We start from the raw sequence: 19,995 nt of genomic DNA, 5'->3' as shown, positions 1-19,995 counted from the left end.
CGGATTAAAACGAGTAGGTTGCAGCCAGCCACAAACGCCGCCCTTCTTCGCTGTTAGCGTAGAGGTTCCCGTAGCTGGCACCATTGTCATAAGCACGGTATTCAATAAAGTCTTCGTCCAGAAGATTATAAATGGTCGCACTGAAACCAAGGTTTTCGGAAGCCTGGAACTGGCCGCCAAGATGCACAAGAGTGACCGCTTTAAAATCCCCGAGATCGGCATACGAAGGAGCACCACGGCTGCGCTCCCGAGCGCGGTAACGCTCACTTTCATACTGGGCTTTCATAAATGCCGACCAGCGTGCGGAAGGTTTCCAGCGCAGAGAAACATTAGCCATATGTTCCGGTGTATCAGTGAGAGGCTCGCCCTTATTCTCTCCGGATTTCTGTTCACTGTCGGTGTAGGTGTAGTTCGCAGCCAGACGCCAGTCCCGGGCAATGGGCACTGAACCACTTAACTCCACACCCTGAGTGATAGCCTCATCAATGTTCAGATCCTGGCCAAATGCATCCGTCAATGGCCAGTCGCCTTTATCCACACAACCCGGGCGATTGGGATCTGCCGCGTAGCTGCAATTCAGCAGATCAGGCCCTTCAGCAATTTTGTCGGTGAACTTGTTGTAAAACACCGTTGCACCCACGCTGAAACCAGCCGGCTTTTCGTACACCACAGCCAGTTCAGTTGAAGTTGATTTCTCCGGTTTCAGATCCGGGTTACCAAACAAGGGGATTGTTCCCTGCCCGCTAAAACCGACAATACCTGGCGCAAGTTGCTCAAGTCCCGGTGTTTTATAACCGCGGCTAACGCCACCTTTGATGGTCAGCTCAGGTGTGGAACTCCAGACAAGATAGGCCCGCGGGCTGAACTGCCCACCAAATGCATCGTGACGGTCGTATCGGCCACCCAGGGTCAGAGCGAGATCATCGGCCAGGAACCATTCATCCTCAACAAACAGTGCCTGGGTTTTTTGCTTGAACTCTTCAACGGCAACGCCATCGGTCATACGCGCATCAAACCACTGACCACCCACTGTCACCACATGGTTGTCGACAGGCATAACCAGCTTGCTGTCGATCACCCGGTTTTCCGCCTTCAGTTCCCGGGCAGAACCCGCTACTTTTCCAGGGACACCTTCAGGAATAATACGACCACTGGTTTCTGTGACGTTTCTCATGATGCTGGTTTCCAGCGTACCTATAGCAAACCGGCCGGTGTGGCCCACTGCAAACTGGTCACGATCAAATTCCAGCTCAGGACCGTAACCTTGTACACCAAGGGTGCCCAACTGACCTTCCGAGTTATCGTAGTCCTGCCTGCTGCTTTCAATATCCAGCCAGAAGTCATTTGACTCACCTGGCGTTACGGTAATGCGGCCACCAACCGTATACTGGTCCGACTCTACCGGGCTGGGCCCGCGGGTGCTGACTTCTACCGGATCACCATTCAGATCGAGGTATTCCAGCGTGGACTCATCCCGTTCAAACCAGCGACCGCGCAGCTGAAAGCCAATAAGGTCATCCACAAGCGGACCGTTGGTATAGGCGCTGTAGGCCCGGCTGTCACCAAAATCACTGTCCTGATTAAGAGTGGTTTCTGCGGTGAGCGTAGATGCCCATTCCGGACTTACTTTTCGGGTAATGATGTTGATAACACCGCCCATGGCGTCAGAACCATAAAGAGTCGACATGGGGCCTCGCACAACTTCTATGCGTTCGATGGCTGAAGGTGGTGGAAAAAAGCTGGTGGCAGTCTGACCAAAACCATTCGGGGTAACACTACCGGCAGTGTTCTGACGGCGGCCATCGATCAGAATAAGCGTGTACTCGGACGGCATTCCGCGCATCCGGATATCAAATCCACCAGTTTTCCCGGCAGAACCACTGACATCAATACCCTCTACATCATCCAGAATATCCGTAAGGCTGAATGCTTGTTTGCTGCGAATTTCTTCACCGGAGATAACAGTGATACTTGCAGGCGCGGCAGTCTGGCTCTGTTCAAAACCCGAAGCGGTTACAACCAGCTCTCCCAGCTCCGTTTGCTGGGCCTGTGCAGACGAGTTAAAAACAAGGGCGCTGCACGCAGCCCCGATCGCAATCCGGTAAAGCAACATATCATCCTTCCTTTTGACAAACATCATAAAGGTGCGAATGATATTACTTATTATTTACAAATAGCAATACTAATCTTAATCAACATCATAGAAGCAAACAGCATTCATATTTCACCAGCTTATCCTTCACGGAATCGTTGGATAAATGCTTCAGATTCCTCAATAGACGCTTCCATATCTCGAATAAGGCTATCCACATCCTGGCTGATCTGCCCCAGTTCATCCTGCAGTGCTCCGATCGCCTGAGCGTTGAGATTGTGCTTGAGGAACAGTACCTGGTCTTCAAATGCCTCGAGAACAGGATCCATACGTTTTTCAACCCGGTGCATGCGTGTAATCAGGCTATTGTAAAGCTCACGGGTTTCATCAAGCCTGCGCTCACTGGTTTTCCTGAGTGATGCGCTTTCATAGAGATCCAGTTCATCTTCCCACTCATCAAACAACGCCTCGGATACTCCTTCAACGCTCTTGATACGATCCCGGACCTTATTTGCAGATTTCAGACTGTTGTCGTAAGCCTTGGTAATAACGTCGTATTTTTCCTGAAGCCCGGTCTCCGGCGTTTCCACTACACTCTGAAACCTTTCCAGAGAAGAGCGAAATGTTTCCCGGGCATCGCTCTGCGCATCACGGGCTTCACCTACCCTGTCTACCAGGATATCGCGCTTCTCGACTCCGAACTTTTCCATAGTGCTGTAGTACATGGAACTGCAACCACTGAATACCAGCAACAGGCAAAACAGGCCAGCTAGCCGGCTGGTAACAGAAACTGTACTGGGCTTTGTGAACATGGTTTGAATCAATCCTTTTGTGTCTGAATACGGTTGTTATACTGCGGGCTTCAATTCTGACGCAAATACCCCAGATCAATGCCAGAAACAAAGACTATCCCATACTGTCCATGTGGCAGCCAGAGCCTCTACACAAATTGCTGCCAGCACTATCACCAGGGTGCAGCCGCACCTACCCCCGAAGCTTTGATGCGCTCACGTTTCACTGCATTTGTGCTGAAGCTTGAAGATTACCTGCGCGCCAGCTGGCACCCCAGCACAAGGCCAGAGATACTTGATCTGGACAACTCTCCGGACTGGGCATCGCTGCGTATTCTCGAAAGCGGCCACAATGGAGACAATGGCCACGTACACTTTCAGGCCATCTACCGGCTCAATCCGGGCTGGGGTTACCTGCAGGAGCAGTCACAATTTGTGCGGGAAAACGGTCGCTGGTATTACTTGAAAGGCGAGCCCCACGAAGGCGTTCTGAAGCCAGGACGCAATGAACCCTGCCCCTGTGGCAGCGGCAGGAAGTTCAAAGCGTGTTGCCTCTAAGGAGGCGGTCTATTACTCTCCGCCCGTCGTCGTGCGCAGGATAATCCCTTGACCACCAACCGCGAGACCCAGCGAATCGTCATAGTAGCGGAGGGCGTTGATCTGGCCACCCACCGGCGATGCAAGTTTGCTCCAACTGCTTCCATCCACACTTTTCAGCATGTTTCCTGAATCGGTGTAGGCGATAAACAAAGAGCTGGCAGGGTTGCTTTCCACCCCTCTGAAGTTTTCGGTGCTGACACCGGTAACCTGGATCCACGTAGCACCCTGATCGGAGGTATAGTAGGCGCCGTTTCCGCCAACCGCAACGCCACCATTGCCCGTAAATGCAGCCCCGACCAGCCCCCATTGGGACCGCTGGACCTCGTTCCAGTTTACCCCCCCATTCACAGTACGATAAATGCGCCCTTCGCCGACGTACACTCCAATATCTTCTGTATAAAAATGAATTCCAGTAACAGCACTCAGTCCACCAAACACCGTGGTCCAGGTGAGACCGCCATCCGTGGTCTTGATGGTGCCAGCGGTGCTGCCATAGGCGTATCCCACCAGTGGGTTATAAAAGTAAAGCCTGTAGAAGTTACCAGAACCGACCGGGATAGCGGCAATGTAATCCCAGGTAAGGCCTCCATCGATGGACCGATAAATGCTGCGATTGTTTCCCGCGGTAATCAGCCCCGCATTGGTTGATGCCATTGCGTTCGCCCCGCTGGGCAGTGATAAGTCTTCGGCCCAGGTCAGTCCGCTATCAGTCGATTTGTAGCTTTTGGTGCCCAGAATATAAGCCGTACTGGCATCATCGAAATACACGTTAAAAAAGTCCTGGGCAACTCTTTCAGGGAAGATACTGGTCCAGCTGGCACCAGCGTTGGTGGTGCGATAGAGCTGGCCTTCACCTCCCACAACCACCGCCACAGCAGAACCTGCGCCGAACGCCGCACCAAAAGTATCGGTCTCCAGATGTATGCCAACCGCTGGAAACTTGGTCCAGCTCACCCCGCCGTCAGAGGAATGTGCAATCCAGCCACACGTAGCCACAGCCAAGCCATGATTGCCCAAAAAGCTTATATCCTCGAATCCGCAACTGCCATCGTTCGCCCCGGAAGCATTGCCACCCGGTACCTTTGCCCAGGTTTGGCCGGCATCGTCAGTGCGCATGATTGAGTTAGATTGGTCGCCAACTGCGAAGCCGGTGGTGGCGCTGGTGAAGGTGACACTTCTCAGGGTACAGGTCTGGCATCCGGCTGGTGTGTCAACCCGGTTCCAGTTGGCGCCGCCATCGACGGAACGTAGCCGGGCACCGCCTGAACCTACCACCATGGCGACATTGGCATCCGCAAAACTTACCCCATAGGCATGGCCGAATCCGGGTACGGTGACCGGTGTCCAGGTGGTGCCACCATCAATGCTGTGAAGAATGGTACTGCTGTCGCCAACGGCGAGACCCAGGTTGGCATCAAAGAAATATACGTCGTTCAGTGTGGTTTCTACGGTGCTTGTCTGCGGCACCCAGGTTTCCCCACCATCATTGGTGCGAGCGATAAAACCCTGGTCGCCCACCGCAAAGCCCAGGGTGCTGCTGACAAAGTGCATGGCGTTAACACTGCTACCAATGGTAAAGCTGGTAGTCCAGGTGGCACCACCATCGGTGGAGCGCATGAACACACCACCCTCGCCAGCCGCCACAAACACGTCAGCACCGAGATACTGCACATCGTGCATGGTATTGCCATGGGGTTTGGGCTCAATCCAGCACCAGCCTGCTTGTGCACCTCCCGAGCAGGCCAAAAGCGTTTGTGTCACGGTAACTTCGGCATCGCTGCTGGTTACGCTGGCCACCGAGTTGCTCACGACCACACTGTAAAGAGTACCGTCATCCGCAGACTGCGTTAGCACAGGCGTGGTGTAACTGGCAGAGTCGGCCCCCGCGATATCAACATTGTCTCGCCGCCACTGGTAACTTAATGGGGGGGTGCCTGTAGCGACCACTGAAAAGCTGGCCTGCTGACCTTGCTCGACCAATTGCGCCATAGGCTGGCTAGTAATGACTGGTGCTTCGGGCCCAGAGGTAACGGTAAGAATGGCTGCTGCGCTGACCACAGAGGTGCTGTCGTCAGACACCCGCACAGTGAAGCTGGCGCCCGCGTCTGTTAATGCCGCAGCTGCCAAGGTGTAGCTACTCCCTTGTGCGCCGGCAATATCACTGCCGTCTCGCTGCCATTGGTAACTCAGGGTTCCGGAACCTGTTGCCGCTACCGAAAACCGGGCAGAAGAGCCAACCACCACCGATTGGTTAGCTGGCTGAGAAGTGATCGTCAACGCAGCGGAAGTGCTGTCGTTATCATTGTCCCCCCCACAGGCCACCAAAAATGGGATAAAAAACAGCATTAACCACAAAAATGCACCGGGAAAAACGCCACCCTTACTGCTGAAGAAGACTCTCTGGCTGTTGTGCATACCCATAACTGACCCACTCCCTGATTGAAGTTCCTTTTCCGGTCAGCCTGATAATAGCCAGCGGATCCGTTTATCCAGAATATATAGGCACAGGATCAGAAACTGTCAAAACAGATGTCATGTTATAAGTCATTAACTCACTTTCAGCACGGGCTTGATGGTAATACCGCTTGCTGAGTCCTCAAATGCCTGATTACATTGAACCCTGCCCCTGTGGCAGCGGCAGGAAGTTCAAAGCGTGTTGCCTGTAAGCAAGCTGCGTTTTACTCCCCACCTGTCGTCGTGCGCAGTATAATCCCCTGATTACGCCAGTCCTATGGACAAAAGAAAACTGTTGATCAAACAGACAAGCTTTTAAATTCCAGCGGTCAGCACAGCCGGACTTTCAAATAATCAGAGTCATTATGGATGCACTCAGGTGGAGCTTTTACTGCCACAGGCGACTGGCATATTTTTAAGGCAGTTTTTCGAGGTATTAATGTTTGGATTAGGTCATAAACAACAGAAAAAAATAGAAGCTGAGCTCAGGGCCAGGCTGCAAACCATGGAGGCTGAACATAAGGCCGAGAAAGAAAGGTTGCACAGCTTACTTGAAGAAAAAGAGCAGCAGTTGCAACAGGCGCAACAGCAGGGGAACTACAAGGCAGAAGCCATGTCCTGGCAGTTGAAGGGCGGAGATATGCTGTTGAGTATCCGTGACGGGCTGGCGACTATGGCAGAAGAACTTACTAATGAACGCAAGGCTCTGAAGCAGCTGGATTCTGCATTTGACCACACCCGTGAAGCTCTGCAGAAGCTGGGCCATCGTGCCAATCTTATCAACGAACAGGCCAATACCAGTCTGCAGGCGGCCACTGTACTGGATACGACCGCAAACGCTATTTCCAGGCTCGTGAGCAGTATTCAGGAAATATCAGACCAGACCAATCTGCTTGCTCTGAACGCTGCCATTGAGGCTGCACGTGCCGGTGAGGCTGGCCGTGGTTTTGCAGTGGTTGCAGATGAGGTCCGTGCCCTGGCAGCCAAAGCCCATGGGGCAAGCCAGGAAATCGAAAGCCTTGTGGCACAGGTTATTGGTCAGACTAACTCTATCCTTTCTGCTATTGATCAGAATCTGAAAGTCGCTTCAGATGTTGCTGCTTCGTCTACACAGATTGATGCCGTTGTGGGTGAAGTCATTGATCGTTCGGATCATATGCAGACTGTTATCCGCATTGCTACAACGAACTCTTTCCTCAATACAGTCAAGCTGGATCATACCGTGTGGAAAAACCAGGTATACAGTCTGATTGAACGCGGTGAGTTTGCTGCGGGTGTCAATAGTCATACCGAATGTCGGTTGGGCCGCTGGTACTATGAAGGTTACGGTAGCCGTAAATACGCTGATCTGATCAATTTCAAGGCACTGGAGGATCCACACCGCGGAGTGCATGAGTCAGGCAGAGCCGCCCTGACCTGTGGAGAAGAGGGCGATCACAAGGGTATGCTGAAATATCTTGAGCAAATGGAAGCATACAGCATGGGTGTAGTCAGATGTATCGACAAACTGATGCAAGAGGTGAGTCGAAAACAGGGCTGATCTGCTCGTTGTCTGACAACCACTCCGGTTATATTTGACAGCACTTATTGTCGGATCATCACTTCCCGATACAGAACGAACCGAAAATTTTGCCCAGCAATTCATCTGGAGTAATCTGCCCTGTGATCTCTCCCAGGGCATCCTGAGCGGCCCGAAGGTCCTCAGCCAGCAGCTCACCGGCTCCATAACCTTCAAGTTGTGCCTGGCCCTGCAGCAGGGAATCCCGGGCACGCTCCAGTGCGTCCAGATGTCTGCGCCGAGCCAGGAAACCGCCTTCGGTGGTGCTGGCAAAGCCCATGCATTGTTTGAGGTGATCGCGTAGCACTTCGAGCCCCTCGGTAGATTTGGCAGCAAGTCTTATGACGGGGGCCTGCTCTGTGGATGACTCTGAAATACCAACCGTTTCTCCGCTCAGATCTACCTTGTTACGAACCACTGTAAGAGGCGCTGAATCCGGCAGCTGATCAATAAAATCAGGCCAGATTTCATGGGGTGTGGTTTTATCAGTGGTGGTGGCATCCACCATCAGCAGTATCCGGTCGGCCTGGCGGATTTCTTCCCAGGCCCGTGCAATGCCGATCTGCTCCACTTCATCCGGGCTGTCTCGTAAGCCTGCAGTGTCAATGATATGCAGGGGCATACCGTCAATGTGGATATGTTCACGTAAAACGTCCCGGGTTGTACCTTCAATAGCGGTTACTATTGCGGCTTCCCGGCCAGCCAGCGCATTCAGAAGGCTGGATTTTCCGGCATTGGGACGACCGGCAATGACCACTTTCATTCCATCCCGCAAGATTGTGCCCTGCTGGGCCTCACCCATTATGCCCTCAAGCTGTTCCAGCAAGGCTTGCAGATCTGTGGCAACCTTACCATCCGCAAGAAAGTCGATTTCCTCTTCCGGGAAATCGATGGCGGCTTCCACATAAATTCGCAGATGTGTTACTGATTCCACCAACGTTTCTATACGCCGTGAAAACACACCTTGCATGGAACGCACGGCACAGCGAGCTGCTTGTTCCGAGCTGCTTTCAATCAGGTCAGCGATAGCTTCCGCCTGAGCCAGATCCAGCTTGTCGTTGAGAAATGCCCGCTCAGAGAATTCTCCCGGGCGCGCCAGCCGTGCACCAAGCTGGCAGACTTCCCGTAGCAGCAAATCCAGAATTACGGTGCCACCGTGGCCCTGCAACTCGAAAACATCCTCACCTGTAAACGAATGGGGATTTGGGAAGAAGAGTCCGATTCCTTCATCGATAAGTTCATTTTTCTGATCGAGAAAGGGCCCGTAATGGGCATATCTGGGTTTGGGTGTATACCCCAGCATCGCAGCAGCAATAGCTTTTGCCTGCGGACCGGATACCCGGACGATGCCCACTCCGGCCTGGCCAGGGGCCGTGGCTATGGCCGCGATGGTATCGCTGGCGGGGAGGGTTTCCGGGGTTGCTGAGCTGAAGTTCATTGCATCTGCCTCTTACACAAGAGTTTTGCGTATTCCTGAAACAGTAAAGGCCCCTTACGGAGCCTCTACTGAACAATCAACTGGCCACTGAATCAGTGTTTCTTATTGGCCATTTCTGCTTCGATCTTGCGAGTAATGTACCACTGCTGACTGATCGACAGAATGTTGTTAACCAACCAGTAGAGTACCAGACCAGCCGGGAACCAGAGGAAGAAGACAGTGAATACCACGGGCATCAGCTTCATGATCTTGGCTTGCATAGGATCCGGAGGTGTCGGGTTCAGACTCATTTGCAACATCATGCTGGCACCCATAAGGATTGGTAGAATGAAGTATGGGTCCATAACCGACAGATCGTGAATCCAGAGCATGAACGGCGCGTGGCGGAGTTGTACGCTCTCGAACAGAACCCAGTACAGTGAAATGAACACAGGCATTTGCACCAGGATAGGCAGACAGCCACCCAGAGGATTGATCTTTTCCTTTTTGTACAGGGCCATCATTTCCTGGGACATACGCTGGCGATCATCGCCATAGAGTTCTTTCAGCCGGGTGAGCTGCGGAGCAACTGCACGCATACGGCCCATGGAGCGATAGCTGGTGGCGGAGAGTTTGAAAAACACACCTTTAACCAGCACAGTCAGCAGGATGATGGCGACGCCCCAGTTGCCTACGATGCTGTGGAACCATTCGAGAATGATAAACAAGGGTAGTGAGATAAAGAACAGCCAGCCAAAGTCTACGGTACGGTCAAGATTCGGAGCGGCCGCTTCAAGACGATCGATGATTTTGGGTCCTACATAGGCTTTAGCACCTATTTCGGCAGTCTCACCAGAAGCTACTGTGGTTGCCGGATAAACAAAGCCCATTACATGTAACTGGCCACGGCGCGTGGTCTGGAACTGTGAGGGCTGATCCCGCTCAGGTACCCAGGCTGTAAGGAAATAATGTTGCAGAAAGGCCATCCAGCCGTTGGTCACAGTCTGATTGATACGTTTTTCTTCCAGATCGCCAAAATCGAATTTTTCGTAGGGATCTTCCGGAGAGCTGGTTACCAGACCAAGAAACGCCTTGATGCCCATGCTGGGCCCGGAGGTAGGATCCGGAGCCTGATCGCGAACAATCTTTCCGGTGAAATTAGCCTGCCAGTCCTCATTTGACTGGTTATCGATCAGGTAACGAACGTCAATTTCATAACTGTCACGCTCAAACCGATAGCGTTTGGTGATGCGAACACCGTTTTCCATGGTATGAACCAGGTCTACGGTTAGTTCATTTTCGCCTTCAGTAAGCTCATAGGTTGTTGCATCAGTCTCGTAGACCGGTGCCTGGCCATTTTTTGCGTTATCTGGCCCGTTTTTACCGATAAGCCCACTTTCCAACACATAAAAACGGTTATCAGTGTTGTTCAGAAGAGCCAGAGGTTCGTTGCCTTTCAAGGTTTTTTTGTAGGCAAGGAGAGAACTTTTAACCAGATTTCCACTTACGCGATCAATAGTGAGATCAAATACATCTGTGCGAACAGATATATATTGGTTGCTCACATCAACAGGGCTACTGGCAGAGCTGGACACTGACTGACCACTTTCAGGAGTTGTGAATTCATCGTCAGTTGCGTTTGCAGTTGCTGATCCCTGGGAAGATTCACCTGGAAGCACCATGGAATCAGACCCGACAGAGCTGTTGTCTGCCTGGATATTTCCCGATTCTGCTACCTGCTCAGTAGGGACCGGCTGGTGATAATCATCATTCCAGGCAAGTACCATCAGATAACTGACAACAGCCAGGCCGGCGAATAATACGATGCGTTGAATATCCATAGAGTTACTGTCTGGTCTGGGTTGTTATTGAGGAATGGTCAGCTTGCGTACAGCACTTGATCACTTTTTTCTGGCCGGATGGAAACGTATCTGGCACAGGATCATAACCACCTTCCGCCCATGGATGGCATCTCAACAGGCGTTTTACTGAAAGATACAAACCTTTCAGTGAACCGTGATGCGAAATTGCTTCCACAGCGTATTGTGAACAGGTGGGATAATGGCGGCAATGACTCGCCATCAAAGGGCTTATGGCGTACTGGTAAAAGCGGATAGGAAGAAGCAGCAACTTGCGCATTAATCTTTTCCCTCTCCGGCAGACACAGGTTCTGCTGGTTTATGTGGGGGGAGCTGATAGTACTTTTTCGCTAACCGTTGCCAGAGGCCATCAAGGGATTGGCGAACTGTCTGGTTATCGAGAACTGCAAGTCCTTGGCGTGCAAGAACGATGATATCCATTCCGGGAAGGTCTGTCTGGTGGCGGAAAGTTTCCCGCACCTGACGTTTGATCCGGTTTCGCTGTACGGATAGTTTCAGATTCTTTTTCGCAAAAACAAGACCGATCCTGGCATGTCCGAGGTTATTCGGAGTAGCCAGGATCAGAAAATTCCTGTGAGGAACCTTCAACTGCACGTCGTTGAAGACTTTGCCGTAATCGGCTGGCCGTAAAAGACGATGCGATTTCGGGAAACTCAAAGCCTTCATAAGGCGAGCAACAGATTACGCAGACAGACGGGCGCGGCCTTTGGCACGACGACGGGAAATTACCTTGCGACCGTTGGCTGTTGCCATACGAGCACGGAAACCGTGTACGCGCTTACGCTTCAGGACGCTTGGTTGAAACGTTCTTTTCATGGTGACTATCTCACAATTCGAATATTGAACATTAGGAATTGGCTGAAAAATTAATAACCAAAACAGGAGCGGCATTCTATGCAAATTTTATCCTGGGTTCAATGTTTATTGATAAGCGCTTGTGCCGATGTTGGGAGGGACCTGCAGGGGGTGGCTGGAACAGGCAGAAAAGCCAGGGTGTCTGACGAACAATAGTAGTTATAGGTCTTTTTCTATAATTCTTTAAAAGATCTATTATTACTGTTATTACACAGGCCTGTTTCTGTGTAAAAGTCTATTTATACAATACAAATCAAAAAGTTGAACTACTCATAAAGCTGAGTGGAAGTAGGCCTGAGCCTTGTGGATAAGTGAATGACGGATTGTGGAGAAGTTTCGCTTGCGGCCAGGCGTGTGGTTGTCCACCGGAAAACCCGGGATTATACACAGAGCTTGTGAGCAGTTGTGCACACCTGTGTGTGAGTAACTTCTAATGGTTGAATTTCTGTACACAAGGTTGTGTGTAAGTTTACAAATAGCTGATATTAGTGAATTAAATTTTCCACAGGTTGTTTATGGCTTTGTGCTTTTACTTTCACTGGAGGCGCTGGCGGGTTAGAATCCCTGCTCAACTTTTGTGATCGGGCGTTGTTAGTCCGGTTTGAGAAATTCATGGGTTATCGGGAGCGGACTGTCGTGCCTAACAGCGTCTGGCATCAATGTCTTGAAGTACTCCGGGATGAGTTTCCCGCACAACAGTTTAATACCTGGCTCAGGCCCCTTCAGTCTGAACACCGGGACGGGAACCTGATGTTGTTTGCGCCCAATCGTTTTGTGATGGACTGGGTGAATGAGAAATATCTTCGGCGTATAGAGGAAGTTCTCAAGGAGTTGAACGGAGGTCAGGCCCCCAGAGTCGCGATGAAAGTCGGATCAGCTCCGCGCGAGAGCGAACCGGTTTTGCGTTCTGAATCGGCGCAGCAGACTCCGGCTACGCGTGTTCAGGATGAGTCGGAAGGGAAAATCACTGACGAAGAGAAAGGTGTTGCTGTAACAGCCGGAGGTAATCGTCCAGCCCGGAGTAGCGGGGGTGGATCAGGTTCAGAACGCCGGTCGGTACAGGTAGAAGGTGATATCAAACACCAGAGCTTCCTTAATGAAGGATTTACTTTTGAGACCTTCGTGGAGGGTAAATCCAACCAGCTTGCCCGCGCAGCCTCCATGCAGGTCGCGGAAAACCCCGGTGGTGCTTATAACCCGTTATTTCTATACGGTGGTGTGGGCCTTGGTAAAACACACCTTATGCACGCGATCGGGAATGATATTGTCCGGCGTAACCCGAATGCAAAGGTTGCTTACCTGCGTTCAGAACGTTTTGTTGCGGACATGGTCAAGGCCCTGCAACTGAATGCTATCAACGAATTCAAACGATATTACCGGTCGGTTGATGCATTGCTGATTGATGATATCCAGTTTTTCGCCCGTAAAGAGCGCTCCCAGGAAGAGTTTTTTCATACCTTTAATGCGCTGCTGGAAGGCGGGCAACAGGTGATCGTAACCTGTGACCGGTTTCCCAAAGAAATTGTGGATATGGAAGAGCGTCTTAAATCCCGTTTTGGCTGGGGCCTGACCGTGATGGTAGAGCCGCCTGAGCTGGAAACGCGGGTAGCTATTCTGATGAAGAAGGCCGATCAGGTAAACGTGAAACTCAGTAGCGAAGCGGCGTTTTTCATTGCACAGAAAATCCGGTCTAATGTAAGAGAACTTGAGGGGGCGCTTCGATTAGTGATAGCGAATGCTCACTTCACCGGGTCTGAGATTACACCACCGTTTATTCGTGAAAGCCTGAAAGATCTTCTGGCTTTGCATGAAAAGCAGGTCAGTATTGATAACATTCAGCGCACGGTTGCTGAGTACTATAAAATAAAGGTGGCGGATCTGCATTCCAAGCGGCGTACCCGTGTGGTTACCCGGCCCCGCCAGGTGGCTATGTCGCTCTCGAAAGAGCTGACCAATCATAGCCTGCCGGAGATCGGAGATGCTTTTGGCGGGCGTGACCACACAACTGTCCTGCATGCCTGCAAGAAGATTGTGGAGCTTCAGGAGACGGATCCCGGTATCCGCGAAGACTATCAGAATTTCATGAGGTTGCTGACCACATGAAAATAACATTCATCCTTCCAACAACAGAAAGCTGAGTGACATGAAACTGACGATCAGTCGAGAATCCCTGCTCACACCTCTGCAAAGCATTGCCGGTGTCGTAGAAAAAAAGCAGACCATGCCGGTACTGTCCAATGTACTGCTGGTGGCGGAAGACAATTCATTGATCCTGACCGGAACGAATATGGAAGTGGAGCTGGTTGGACGGGTCACTCCGGTTCATGTTGACCAGCCAGGCCGGATTACAGTTCCGGCCCGTAAGCTTTCAGACATATGTCGGGCCCTGGGAGATGAGGCGCCGATAGAGCTCGTGCTTGAAGGCGACCGGCTTCATGTCCGGTGTGGTGCAAGTCATTTTACACTCTCCACACTACCAGCAGAGCATTTCCCGAATGTAGAAGATGAGCCAGAGAGTTTCCGGCTCGAGCTGCCGCAGAAAGAACTCCGGCGCATGTTTGATGCAACTGCTTTCGCCATGGCTCAGCAGGATGTTCGTTATTATCTGAACGGATTGTTGCTCGAAGTGGACAAAGATCACGTGCGTACTGTTGCAACAGATGGTCACAGGCTGGCGATGGCCCATGTTCAGCTTGATACCGGGTGTGCGGAGCCGCGCCAGGTAATTGTTCCCCGCAAAGGTGTTCTTGAGCTATCACGCTTGCTGGATGATGTGGAAACACCGGTCACACTGGTTATCGGCGACAACCATCTGCGGGCTACGGTCGGGTCCTATACGTTCACCTCCAAGTTGATTGAAGGTAAGTTCCCGGACTACAACCGGGTTATTCCTCGTGGTGGCGACAAGGTCGTTCTGGCGGATCGGGCGACTCTGAAGAACACCCTTCAGCGCGCCGGTATTCTTTCCCACGAGAACATCCGTGGCGTTCGTCTGAATCTGGCAACAAACGAACTTCAGGTGTTTGCCAACAACCCCGATCAGGAGCAGGCAGAAGACGCGCTTCCGGTTGATTACCAGGGTGAATCGCTTCAGATAGGTTTTAATGTCGGCTATCTGGTGGATGTGATGAATGCACTGGATGAGGATCAGGTGAAGCTAACTCTATCCAATCCAAACAGCAGCGCTTTGATTGAATCGCAAAATGATAACCGCTGCCTTTATGTGGTCATGCCGATGAGGCTGTAGGAGATGTGTGATGGGCACCGTAACCAACGGAATCAAAGGCGCATTCAGAATCGGGCAAACGCTCTCTGTATTGGGCCGGACCGGTGCCCGGTGGGTAGCAGGGGATCGTCCCCCTGCTCCGCGCCTGTTGCGCCAGACGTTTGAATCCTTAGGCGCGACTTACATCAAGCTTGGGCAATTCATTGCCAGTTCACCTACCTTCTTTCCTGAAGAATATGTAGAAGAGTTTCAATACTGTCTGGACCAGACTCCCAATCTGCCTTTCGGCGTTATAAAACGGATTATCCGTGATGAACTGGGTAGACCGATAGACGAGGTATTCTCTGATATTGACCCCGTGGCCCTGGCTTCAGCCTCCATTGCACAGGTGCACACTGCCCGGTTGGTCACAGGAGAAGAAGTTGTCATCAAGGTTCAGAAGCCTGGCGTTGAAAATATTCTGCTGACAGATCTGAATTTTCTGTATCTCTCAGCGCGGATACTTGAAACCCTGGCGCCAAAGCTCTCCTGGACGTCGCTCTCGGGTATTGTTGAAGAAATCCAGCGTACCATGATGGAAGAATGTGATTTCATCAAAGAGGCGAATAATCTCAAGGTGTTTCGCAACTTCCTCCACGAAACACATAATGAAGACGCCACCGTTCCCCTGGTTTACGAACACTGCAGTACCCGGAGAATACTCACAATGGAGCGTTTCCATGGAGTCTCTTTGACGGATCTCGAGAGTATCCGGGGTTATGCCAAGGATCCCGAACGGACTTTAATTACGGCAATGAATACCTGGTTTGCCAGCCTTACCCAATGCGAATTTTTCCATGCAGATGTGCATGCCGGTAATCTGATGGTATTAGAAGACGGGCGTGTAGGCTTCATTGATTTTGGTATTGTCGGGCGGATCCGCCCAGACACCTGGCAGGCTGTCAGTGACTTTATTTCATCAGTGATGGTCGGTAATTTTGATGGTATGGCCGAGGCCATGATTCGTATTGGCGTCACCAGCCAGACTGTCAGGGCGGAGGATCTGGCAGCGGACTTGCGTAAACTGTATCAGCAGATGGACAAAATGGTGCCTGATGAAGTCCCCTATCACGCTGACCAGGCCGAAGATGATGTAAATAGTATCTTGATGGATATGGTGAAAGTGGGCGAAAGCCACGGGCTTCATTTCCCCCGGGAATTTGCGTTGCTTTTGAAGCAGTTCCTGTATTTTGACCGTTACGTTCATATTCTTGCGCCCGAAATGGACGTATTTATGGACGAGCGTCTTAATATGCTTCACTGAGGCATTCGCCTTCACTTGTGTGGTTTTGTACACTAGGGCAGCATTCCAGTAACCCTGAAATGCTGCCTTTTTTCATGGATACGTCCATTCTTCTTGTTGCCGCGATGAGCTGTCCCTTCTATGGCGCTAGTGAAACTCCATACAGAGTTTTTCCGCAACCTCTCCCCCGCTGAGCCTGTTTCGTTCTCACCGTCGTTTAATTTACTTTACGGTGCTAACGGCAGCGGGAAGACCAGTGTACTTGAGGCTATCGGTTATCTTGGGCTTGGGCGTTCTTTCCGGGTTAACCGCCACCAGGCGGTCGTTCAGCATGGCCAACAAAGGTTCACGGTGTTTGGCGGTCTGGATCATGGGTTTGATGATGAACGTAATACACAGTCCGCGGGTGCTTTCGCTCATCGCTTAGGTATCTCCAGGGATGTAGTTCAGAAAGAAACAACGCTTCGCGTAGATGGCGAAGGGGTGCGAAGTCTTTCCAGTCTCGCGAAGCATTTACCGGTTTCGGTTATTGATCCTGGGGTATTCGATATAGTGGCGGGTGGGCCTGGAAAGCGACGTCAGTTTCTTGATTGGGCAGTGTTCCACGTGGAACCTTCTTTCGCAATTAGTTGGCAACAGTGTCAGAGAGTAACATCACAGCGGAATCAAACGCTGAGAAATGCTAGAATAGACGAATCCATGTTGCGTATATGGGATGCCCAGTACGCGACACTGAGCGAAAGAATAAGTGATGCCCGTAAAGCCGCCTTTGATCAGTTCAAAAGTGCGTTTGACAGTCTGGTTAACGAAGTGGATGTGAATTGGACGAAAGGGTTGAAACTGGAGTTCTACCCGGGGTGGGATACTGGTCAATCACTGGTTGATGTACTTTCCCGCCACAGGGAGCAGGAGATGCGCATGGGGCACACCCTTTACGGGCCTAACCGTGCGGATATCCGAATCAAATTTCAGGGACGACCGGTAGCGGAAACCTTTTCTCGCGGCCAACAGAAAACCCTCGTTATTTTGATGAAAATTGCCCAGAGCATGGTGTTGAATGATCTCGGAAAGCAGGTCAGCTTTCTGGTTGATGACATTAACGCCGAGTTGGATGAGGGCCACAGAGTTATGTTGGCCCGCAAGTTACAGCAATTACGTTGTCAGGTATTTATTACCGCCATTGAACGTCCGGATCCGGATTCTTTGTGGAATGGCAACGAGATACCTGATTATCGGATGTTCCACGTGGAACATGGCAAATTGAAGGAAGAATAAAACCGGCATACCAACTCCCTGGCCTGCATAGAAGCAGCCGTAGGGAAAGCGCCGGCCCTTAGGCTTCAGGAGTTTCCTAATGAGTGAATCGAGCTACAATTCTACCAGTATCAAAGTTCTGAAAGGGCTGGATGCTGTGCGAAAACGGCCTGGGATGTACATCGGTGACACAGATGATGGCACCGGTCTGCATCACATGGTCTTCGAATTGGTGGATAACTCCATCGATGAAGCTCTTGCAGGGCACTGTTCGGAAATCGGGATTATTATCCATCCGGACGAGTCAGTTAGCGTTCAGGATAACGGCCGGGGAATTCCCGTGGATATCCACGAGGAAGAGGGTGTATCCGCAGCTGAAGTTATCATGACGATCCTCCACGCAGGGGGTAAGTTTGATGATAACTCCTATAAGGTTTCCGGCGGTCTCCACGGTGTAGGCGTTTCCGTTGTAAACGCTCTGTCGTCAACGCTCACCCTGACTATCCGTCGGGATGGAAAGGTTTATGAGCAGGTTTATACCCACGGTGTGCCCAACGCACCTCTCAAAGTCGTTGGTGACACAGACGCTTCCGGAACCCGGGTTCATTTTGTCCCCTCGCCTGAAACCTTCAGCCACATCGAATTCCACTACGAAATCCTTGCCAAGCGAATAAGGGAACTCGCGTTTCTGAACAGTGGCGTGCGTATTCGACTGACGGATGAGCGCAGTGGTAAAGAGGAAATTTTCCAGTACGACGGTGGCCTGCGGGCATTTGTTGAACATCTGAATGCCAACAAAACCCCTATAAACAGGGTCTTCCACTTTAGCCGCGAACGTGATGACGGGATTTCTGTAGAAATTTCCATGCAATGGAATGATGCGTTCCAGGAAAATATCTACTGTTTCACCAACAACATCCCTCAACGGGACGGGGGTACCCATCTGGCAGGGTTCCGGGCTGCTCTTACCCGTTCTCTCAACAACTACATTGAACACGAAGGACTGGGTAAGAAATCCAAGGTGAACACTTCCGGTGATGATGCACGGGAAGGACTGACAGCGATCATCAGCGTAAAAGTGCCTGATCCCAAGTTTTCTTCTCAGACCAAAGACAAGCTGGTCTCGTCAGAAGTAAAAACGGCTGTTGAGCAGGAGCTTTATCAGAGCTTTGCGGAATATCTGCAGGAACAGCCCAATGAAGCAAAACTGATTGTTAATAAAATGATCGAAGCCGCCAGGGCTCGCGAAGCAGCCCGTAAGGCACGGGATATGACCCGTCGTAAAGGTGCTCTGGATATTGCCGGCTTGCCGGGCAAGTTGGCAGATTGTCAGGAGAAAGACCCAGCCCTCTCCGAACTGTTCATAGTGGAGGGTGACTCGGCCGGCGGCAGCGCCAAACAGGGCCGGGACCGCAAGACTCAGGCAATTCTGCCGCTTAAAGGCAAGATCCTGAACGTAGAGAAAGCACGGTTCGACAAGATGTTGTCTTCTGCAGAAGTAGGCACTCTGATTACTGCTTTGGGCTGTGGTATCGGCCGCGAAGAGTTCAATCCGGATAAGCTCAGATATCACTCCATCATTATTATGACGGATGCTGACGTTGATGGTTCTCACATCCGGACCCTGTTACTGACTTTCCTGTTCCGTCAGATGCGCGAAATTATCGAGCGTGGCCACGTGTTTATCGCTATGCCACCGCTTTACAAGGTCAAGCGTGGCAAACAGGAACAGTACCTGAAGGATGAGAAGGCCAAAGAGGCGTTCCTTACCCAGACCGCCCTGGAAGGCGCACAGCTGTATGTGAACCCGGAAGCACCAGCCATCAAGGATTCCGCGCTTGAGACGATGGTGAAGGATTACCAGGCTGTGATGGCAATGATTGACCGCCTGTCCCGGGCATACCCGGCAAAAGTACTGGAGCTGATGCTTCAGAACGATACTTTGAAGATTGAGGACTTGAAGGACGAGGAAAAAGTTTCTTCATGGGCCAGCCGCCTGGGTGAAGGGCTTGATATTGATACCCGTACCGGAACCAAATACGTTTTTTCAGTAGCCAGGGATTCCGAGCGTGGTCTTTATCTGCCTAAGGTCACTATTTATGTTCACGGTATTCCTCATGAACACATATTCACCCATGACTTCTTTGAATCGCCATCTTATGGAGCCATAGCGCGCCTGGGTGAGACCCTGAACGGATTGATTGAAGAAGGTGCATATGTGCAGCGGGGCGAGCGCAAACAGGCGATATTGTCGTTTGAAGGTGCACTGAACTGGTTGATGAAGGAAGCCCAGCGAGGCCTGAACATCCAGCGCTACAAAGGCCTTGGCGAGATGAATCCGGATCAGCTATGGGAAACAACCATGGATCCTGAAACCCGACGGATGATGAAGGTGAAGATTGATGACGCCATAGCCGCTGATCAGATCTTCACTACTCTGATGGGTGATGATGTTGAGCCTCGTCGTAACTTTATTCAGACCAATGCGTTGGAAGTAAACAACCTGGATATCTGATAAAGGGTTACCAGGAAGTAAAAAAAAGCGGCCAGAGAATGATTCTCTGGCCGCTTTTTTGTGCTGTAAAT

General features: G+C 51.3%; 16 protein-coding genes and 1 pseudogene. 9 read left to right on the top strand and 8 right to left on the bottom strand.

The genetic code is table 11. The features are described from left to right. Nucleotides 1–4 precede the first annotated feature (4 nt). Together DS878_RS01960 and DS878_RS01955 are read right to left on the bottom strand one after the other, a co-directional pair. A complete protein-coding gene (locus DS878_RS01960; protein WP_113814240.1) occupies nucleotides 5–2,113 on the bottom strand; it encodes a TonB-dependent receptor domain-containing protein in 2,109 nt (702 codons plus the stop codon). 119 nt (nucleotides 2,114–2,232) lie between these two features. Beyond that, the gene (locus tag DS878_RS01955; RefSeq protein ID WP_113814239.1) at nucleotides 2,233–2,904 is read right to left on the bottom strand and encodes a DUF2959 domain-containing protein; all 672 of its coding nucleotides are present in this window, start codon (nucleotides 2,902–2,904) and stop codon (nucleotides 2,233–2,235) included. A gap of 78 nt (nucleotides 2,905–2,982) precedes the next feature. Here DS878_RS01955 and DS878_RS01950 point away from each other — a divergent pair, with 78 nt between their 5' ends. After that, nucleotides 2,983–3,441 carry a YchJ family protein gene (locus DS878_RS01950; protein ID WP_261977546.1) on the top strand — a complete coding sequence of 153 codons (459 nt, stop codon included), beginning with the start codon at nucleotides 2,983–2,985 and terminating at the stop codon, nucleotides 3,439–3,441. A gap of 12 nt (nucleotides 3,442–3,453) precedes the next feature. Here the strand turns inward: DS878_RS01950 and DS878_RS01945 are convergent, their stop codons facing one another. Then, nucleotides 3,454–5,904, bottom strand: a complete 2,451-nt coding sequence (locus DS878_RS01945; protein WP_113814237.1) for a YCF48-related protein — start codon at nucleotides 5,902–5,904, stop codon at nucleotides 3,454–3,456. Nucleotides 5,905–6,083: 179 nt separating this feature from the next. Between DS878_RS01945 and DS878_RS15715 the strand changes: the two genes are divergently transcribed. The 3 genes and pseudogenes from DS878_RS15715 (at nucleotide 6,084) to DS878_RS15705 (ending at nucleotide 7,477) form a co-directional block, all read left to right on the top strand. Beyond that, the gene (locus tag DS878_RS15715; RefSeq protein WP_148707057.1) at nucleotides 6,084–6,149 is read left to right on the top strand and encodes an SEC-C metal-binding domain-containing protein; all 66 of its coding nucleotides are present in this window, start codon (nucleotides 6,084–6,086) and stop codon (nucleotides 6,147–6,149) included. A gap of 227 nt (nucleotides 6,150–6,376) precedes the next feature. After that, nucleotides 6,377–7,039, top strand: a pseudogene (locus tag DS878_RS15710) (methyl-accepting chemotaxis protein); the annotation flags it as partial. Nucleotides 7,040–7,093: 54 nt separating this feature from the next. Next, a complete protein-coding gene (locus tag DS878_RS15705) occupies nucleotides 7,094–7,477 on the top strand; it encodes a CZB domain-containing protein (protein WP_261977557.1) in 384 nt (127 codons plus the stop codon). 58 nt (nucleotides 7,478–7,535) lie between these two features. Here the strand turns inward: DS878_RS15705 and mnmE are convergent, their stop codons facing one another. From mnmE to rpmH, 5 genes are all read right to left on the bottom strand, one after another. Then, nucleotides 7,536–8,933, bottom strand: coding sequence for a tRNA uridine-5-carboxymethylaminomethyl(34) synthesis GTPase MnmE (mnmE, locus tag DS878_RS01930; protein ID WP_113814235.1), 1,398 nt, complete (start codon nucleotides 8,931–8,933; stop codon nucleotides 7,536–7,538). Nucleotides 8,934–9,025: 92 nt separating this feature from the next. Further along, nucleotides 9,026–10,753 carry a membrane protein insertase YidC gene (gene yidC, locus DS878_RS01925; protein ID WP_113814234.1) on the bottom strand — a complete coding sequence of 576 codons (1,728 nt, stop codon included), beginning with the start codon at nucleotides 10,751–10,753 and terminating at the stop codon, nucleotides 9,026–9,028. A 4-nt stretch (nucleotides 10,754–10,757) separates the two neighbouring features. After that, nucleotides 10,758–11,051 (bottom strand): membrane protein insertion efficiency factor YidD, encoded by a 294-nt coding sequence (gene yidD, locus DS878_RS01920; RefSeq protein WP_113814233.1) that lies wholly within the window; start codon nucleotides 11,049–11,051, stop codon nucleotides 10,758–10,760. Continuing rightward, on the bottom strand, nucleotides 11,051–11,458 hold the full coding sequence (gene rnpA, locus DS878_RS01915) for a ribonuclease P protein component (protein ID WP_113814232.1): 408 nt from the start codon (nucleotides 11,456–11,458) through the stop codon (nucleotides 11,051–11,053). The genes yidD and rnpA overlap by 1 nt, the downstream gene beginning before the upstream one ends. A gap of 15 nt (nucleotides 11,459–11,473) precedes the next feature. Next, the gene (rpmH, locus tag DS878_RS01910; protein WP_008172542.1) at nucleotides 11,474–11,608 is read right to left on the bottom strand and encodes a 50S ribosomal protein L34; all 135 of its coding nucleotides are present in this window, start codon (nucleotides 11,606–11,608) and stop codon (nucleotides 11,474–11,476) included. 675 nt (nucleotides 11,609–12,283) lie between these two features. On the opposite strand from rpmH, the gene dnaA reads away from it, so the two are divergent. From dnaA to gyrB, 5 genes are all read left to right on the top strand, one after another. After that, nucleotides 12,284–13,750 (top strand): chromosomal replication initiator protein DnaA, encoded by a 1,467-nt coding sequence (dnaA, locus tag DS878_RS01905; RefSeq protein ID WP_113814316.1) that lies wholly within the window; start codon nucleotides 12,284–12,286, stop codon nucleotides 13,748–13,750. A gap of 40 nt (nucleotides 13,751–13,790) precedes the next feature. Then, nucleotides 13,791–14,894, top strand: coding sequence for a DNA polymerase III subunit beta (gene dnaN / locus DS878_RS01900; protein WP_113814231.1), 1,104 nt, complete (start codon nucleotides 13,791–13,793; stop codon nucleotides 14,892–14,894). A gap of 10 nt (nucleotides 14,895–14,904) precedes the next feature. After that, nucleotides 14,905–16,176 (top strand): ABC1 kinase family protein, encoded by a 1,272-nt coding sequence (locus DS878_RS01895; protein ID WP_113814230.1) that lies wholly within the window; start codon nucleotides 14,905–14,907, stop codon nucleotides 16,174–16,176. A 120-nt stretch (nucleotides 16,177–16,296) separates the two neighbouring features. Then, entirely contained in the window at nucleotides 16,297–17,430 is a 1,134-nt protein-coding gene (gene recF, locus DS878_RS01890; protein WP_113814229.1) for a DNA replication/repair protein RecF, read from the top strand. A gap of 79 nt (nucleotides 17,431–17,509) precedes the next feature. Next, on the top strand, nucleotides 17,510–19,924 hold the full coding sequence (gene gyrB / locus DS878_RS01885) for a DNA topoisomerase (ATP-hydrolyzing) subunit B (protein ID WP_113814228.1): 2,415 nt from the start codon (nucleotides 17,510–17,512) through the stop codon (nucleotides 19,922–19,924). Nucleotides 19,925–19,995 lie beyond the last annotated feature (71 nt).

This window comes from Marinobacter sp. F3R11 (assembly GCF_003318275.1).
Classification (GTDB): Bacteria; Pseudomonadota; Gammaproteobacteria; order Pseudomonadales; family Oleiphilaceae; genus Marinobacter.
Note: the sequence above shows the minus strand (reverse complement) of the source record. Positions and strands in the feature narration are given on the sequence as shown.

Bases quoted from the DNA above. Each gene is read 5' to 3' on its own strand.
- DS878_RS01945 (WP_113814237.1), bottom strand. From the start codon at position 5,904: ATGGGTATGCACAACAGCCAGAGAGTCTTCTTCAGCAGTAAGGGTGGC.
- yidD (WP_113814233.1), bottom strand. From the start codon at position 11,051: ATGCGCAAGTTGCTGCTTCTTCCTATCCGCTTTTACCAGTACGCCATA.
- recF (WP_113814229.1), top strand. From the start codon at position 16,297: ATGGCGCTAGTGAAACTCCATACAGAGTTTTTCCGCAACCTCTCCCCC.
- yidC (WP_113814234.1), bottom strand. From the start codon at position 10,753: ATGGATATTCAACGCATCGTATTATTCGCCGGCCTGGCTGTTGTCAGT.
- rpmH (WP_008172542.1), bottom strand. From the start codon at position 11,608: ATGAAAAGAACGTTTCAACCAAGCGTCCTGAAGCGTAAGCGCGTACAC.
- DS878_RS01955 (WP_113814239.1), bottom strand. From the start codon at position 2,904: ATGTTCACAAAGCCCAGTACAGTTTCTGTTACCAGCCGGCTAGCTGGC.
- dnaN (WP_113814231.1), top strand. From the start codon at position 13,791: ATGAAACTGACGATCAGTCGAGAATCCCTGCTCACACCTCTGCAAAGC.
- mnmE (WP_113814235.1), bottom strand. From the start codon at position 8,933: ATGAACTTCAGCTCAGCAACCCCGGAAACCCTCCCCGCCAGCGATACC.
- DS878_RS01950 (WP_261977546.1), top strand. From the start codon at position 2,983: ATGCCAGAAACAAAGACTATCCCATACTGTCCATGTGGCAGCCAGAGC.
- rnpA (WP_113814232.1), bottom strand. From the start codon at position 11,458: ATGAAGGCTTTGAGTTTCCCGAAATCGCATCGTCTTTTACGGCCAGCC.
- DS878_RS01895 (WP_113814230.1), top strand. From the start codon at position 14,905: ATGGGCACCGTAACCAACGGAATCAAAGGCGCATTCAGAATCGGGCAA.
- DS878_RS15705 (WP_261977557.1), top strand. From the start codon at position 7,094: ATGCAGACTGTTATCCGCATTGCTACAACGAACTCTTTCCTCAATACA.
- DS878_RS01960 (WP_113814240.1), bottom strand. From the start codon at position 2,113: ATGTTGCTTTACCGGATTGCGATCGGGGCTGCGTGCAGCGCCCTTGTT.
- gyrB (WP_113814228.1), top strand. From the start codon at position 17,510: ATGAGTGAATCGAGCTACAATTCTACCAGTATCAAAGTTCTGAAAGGG.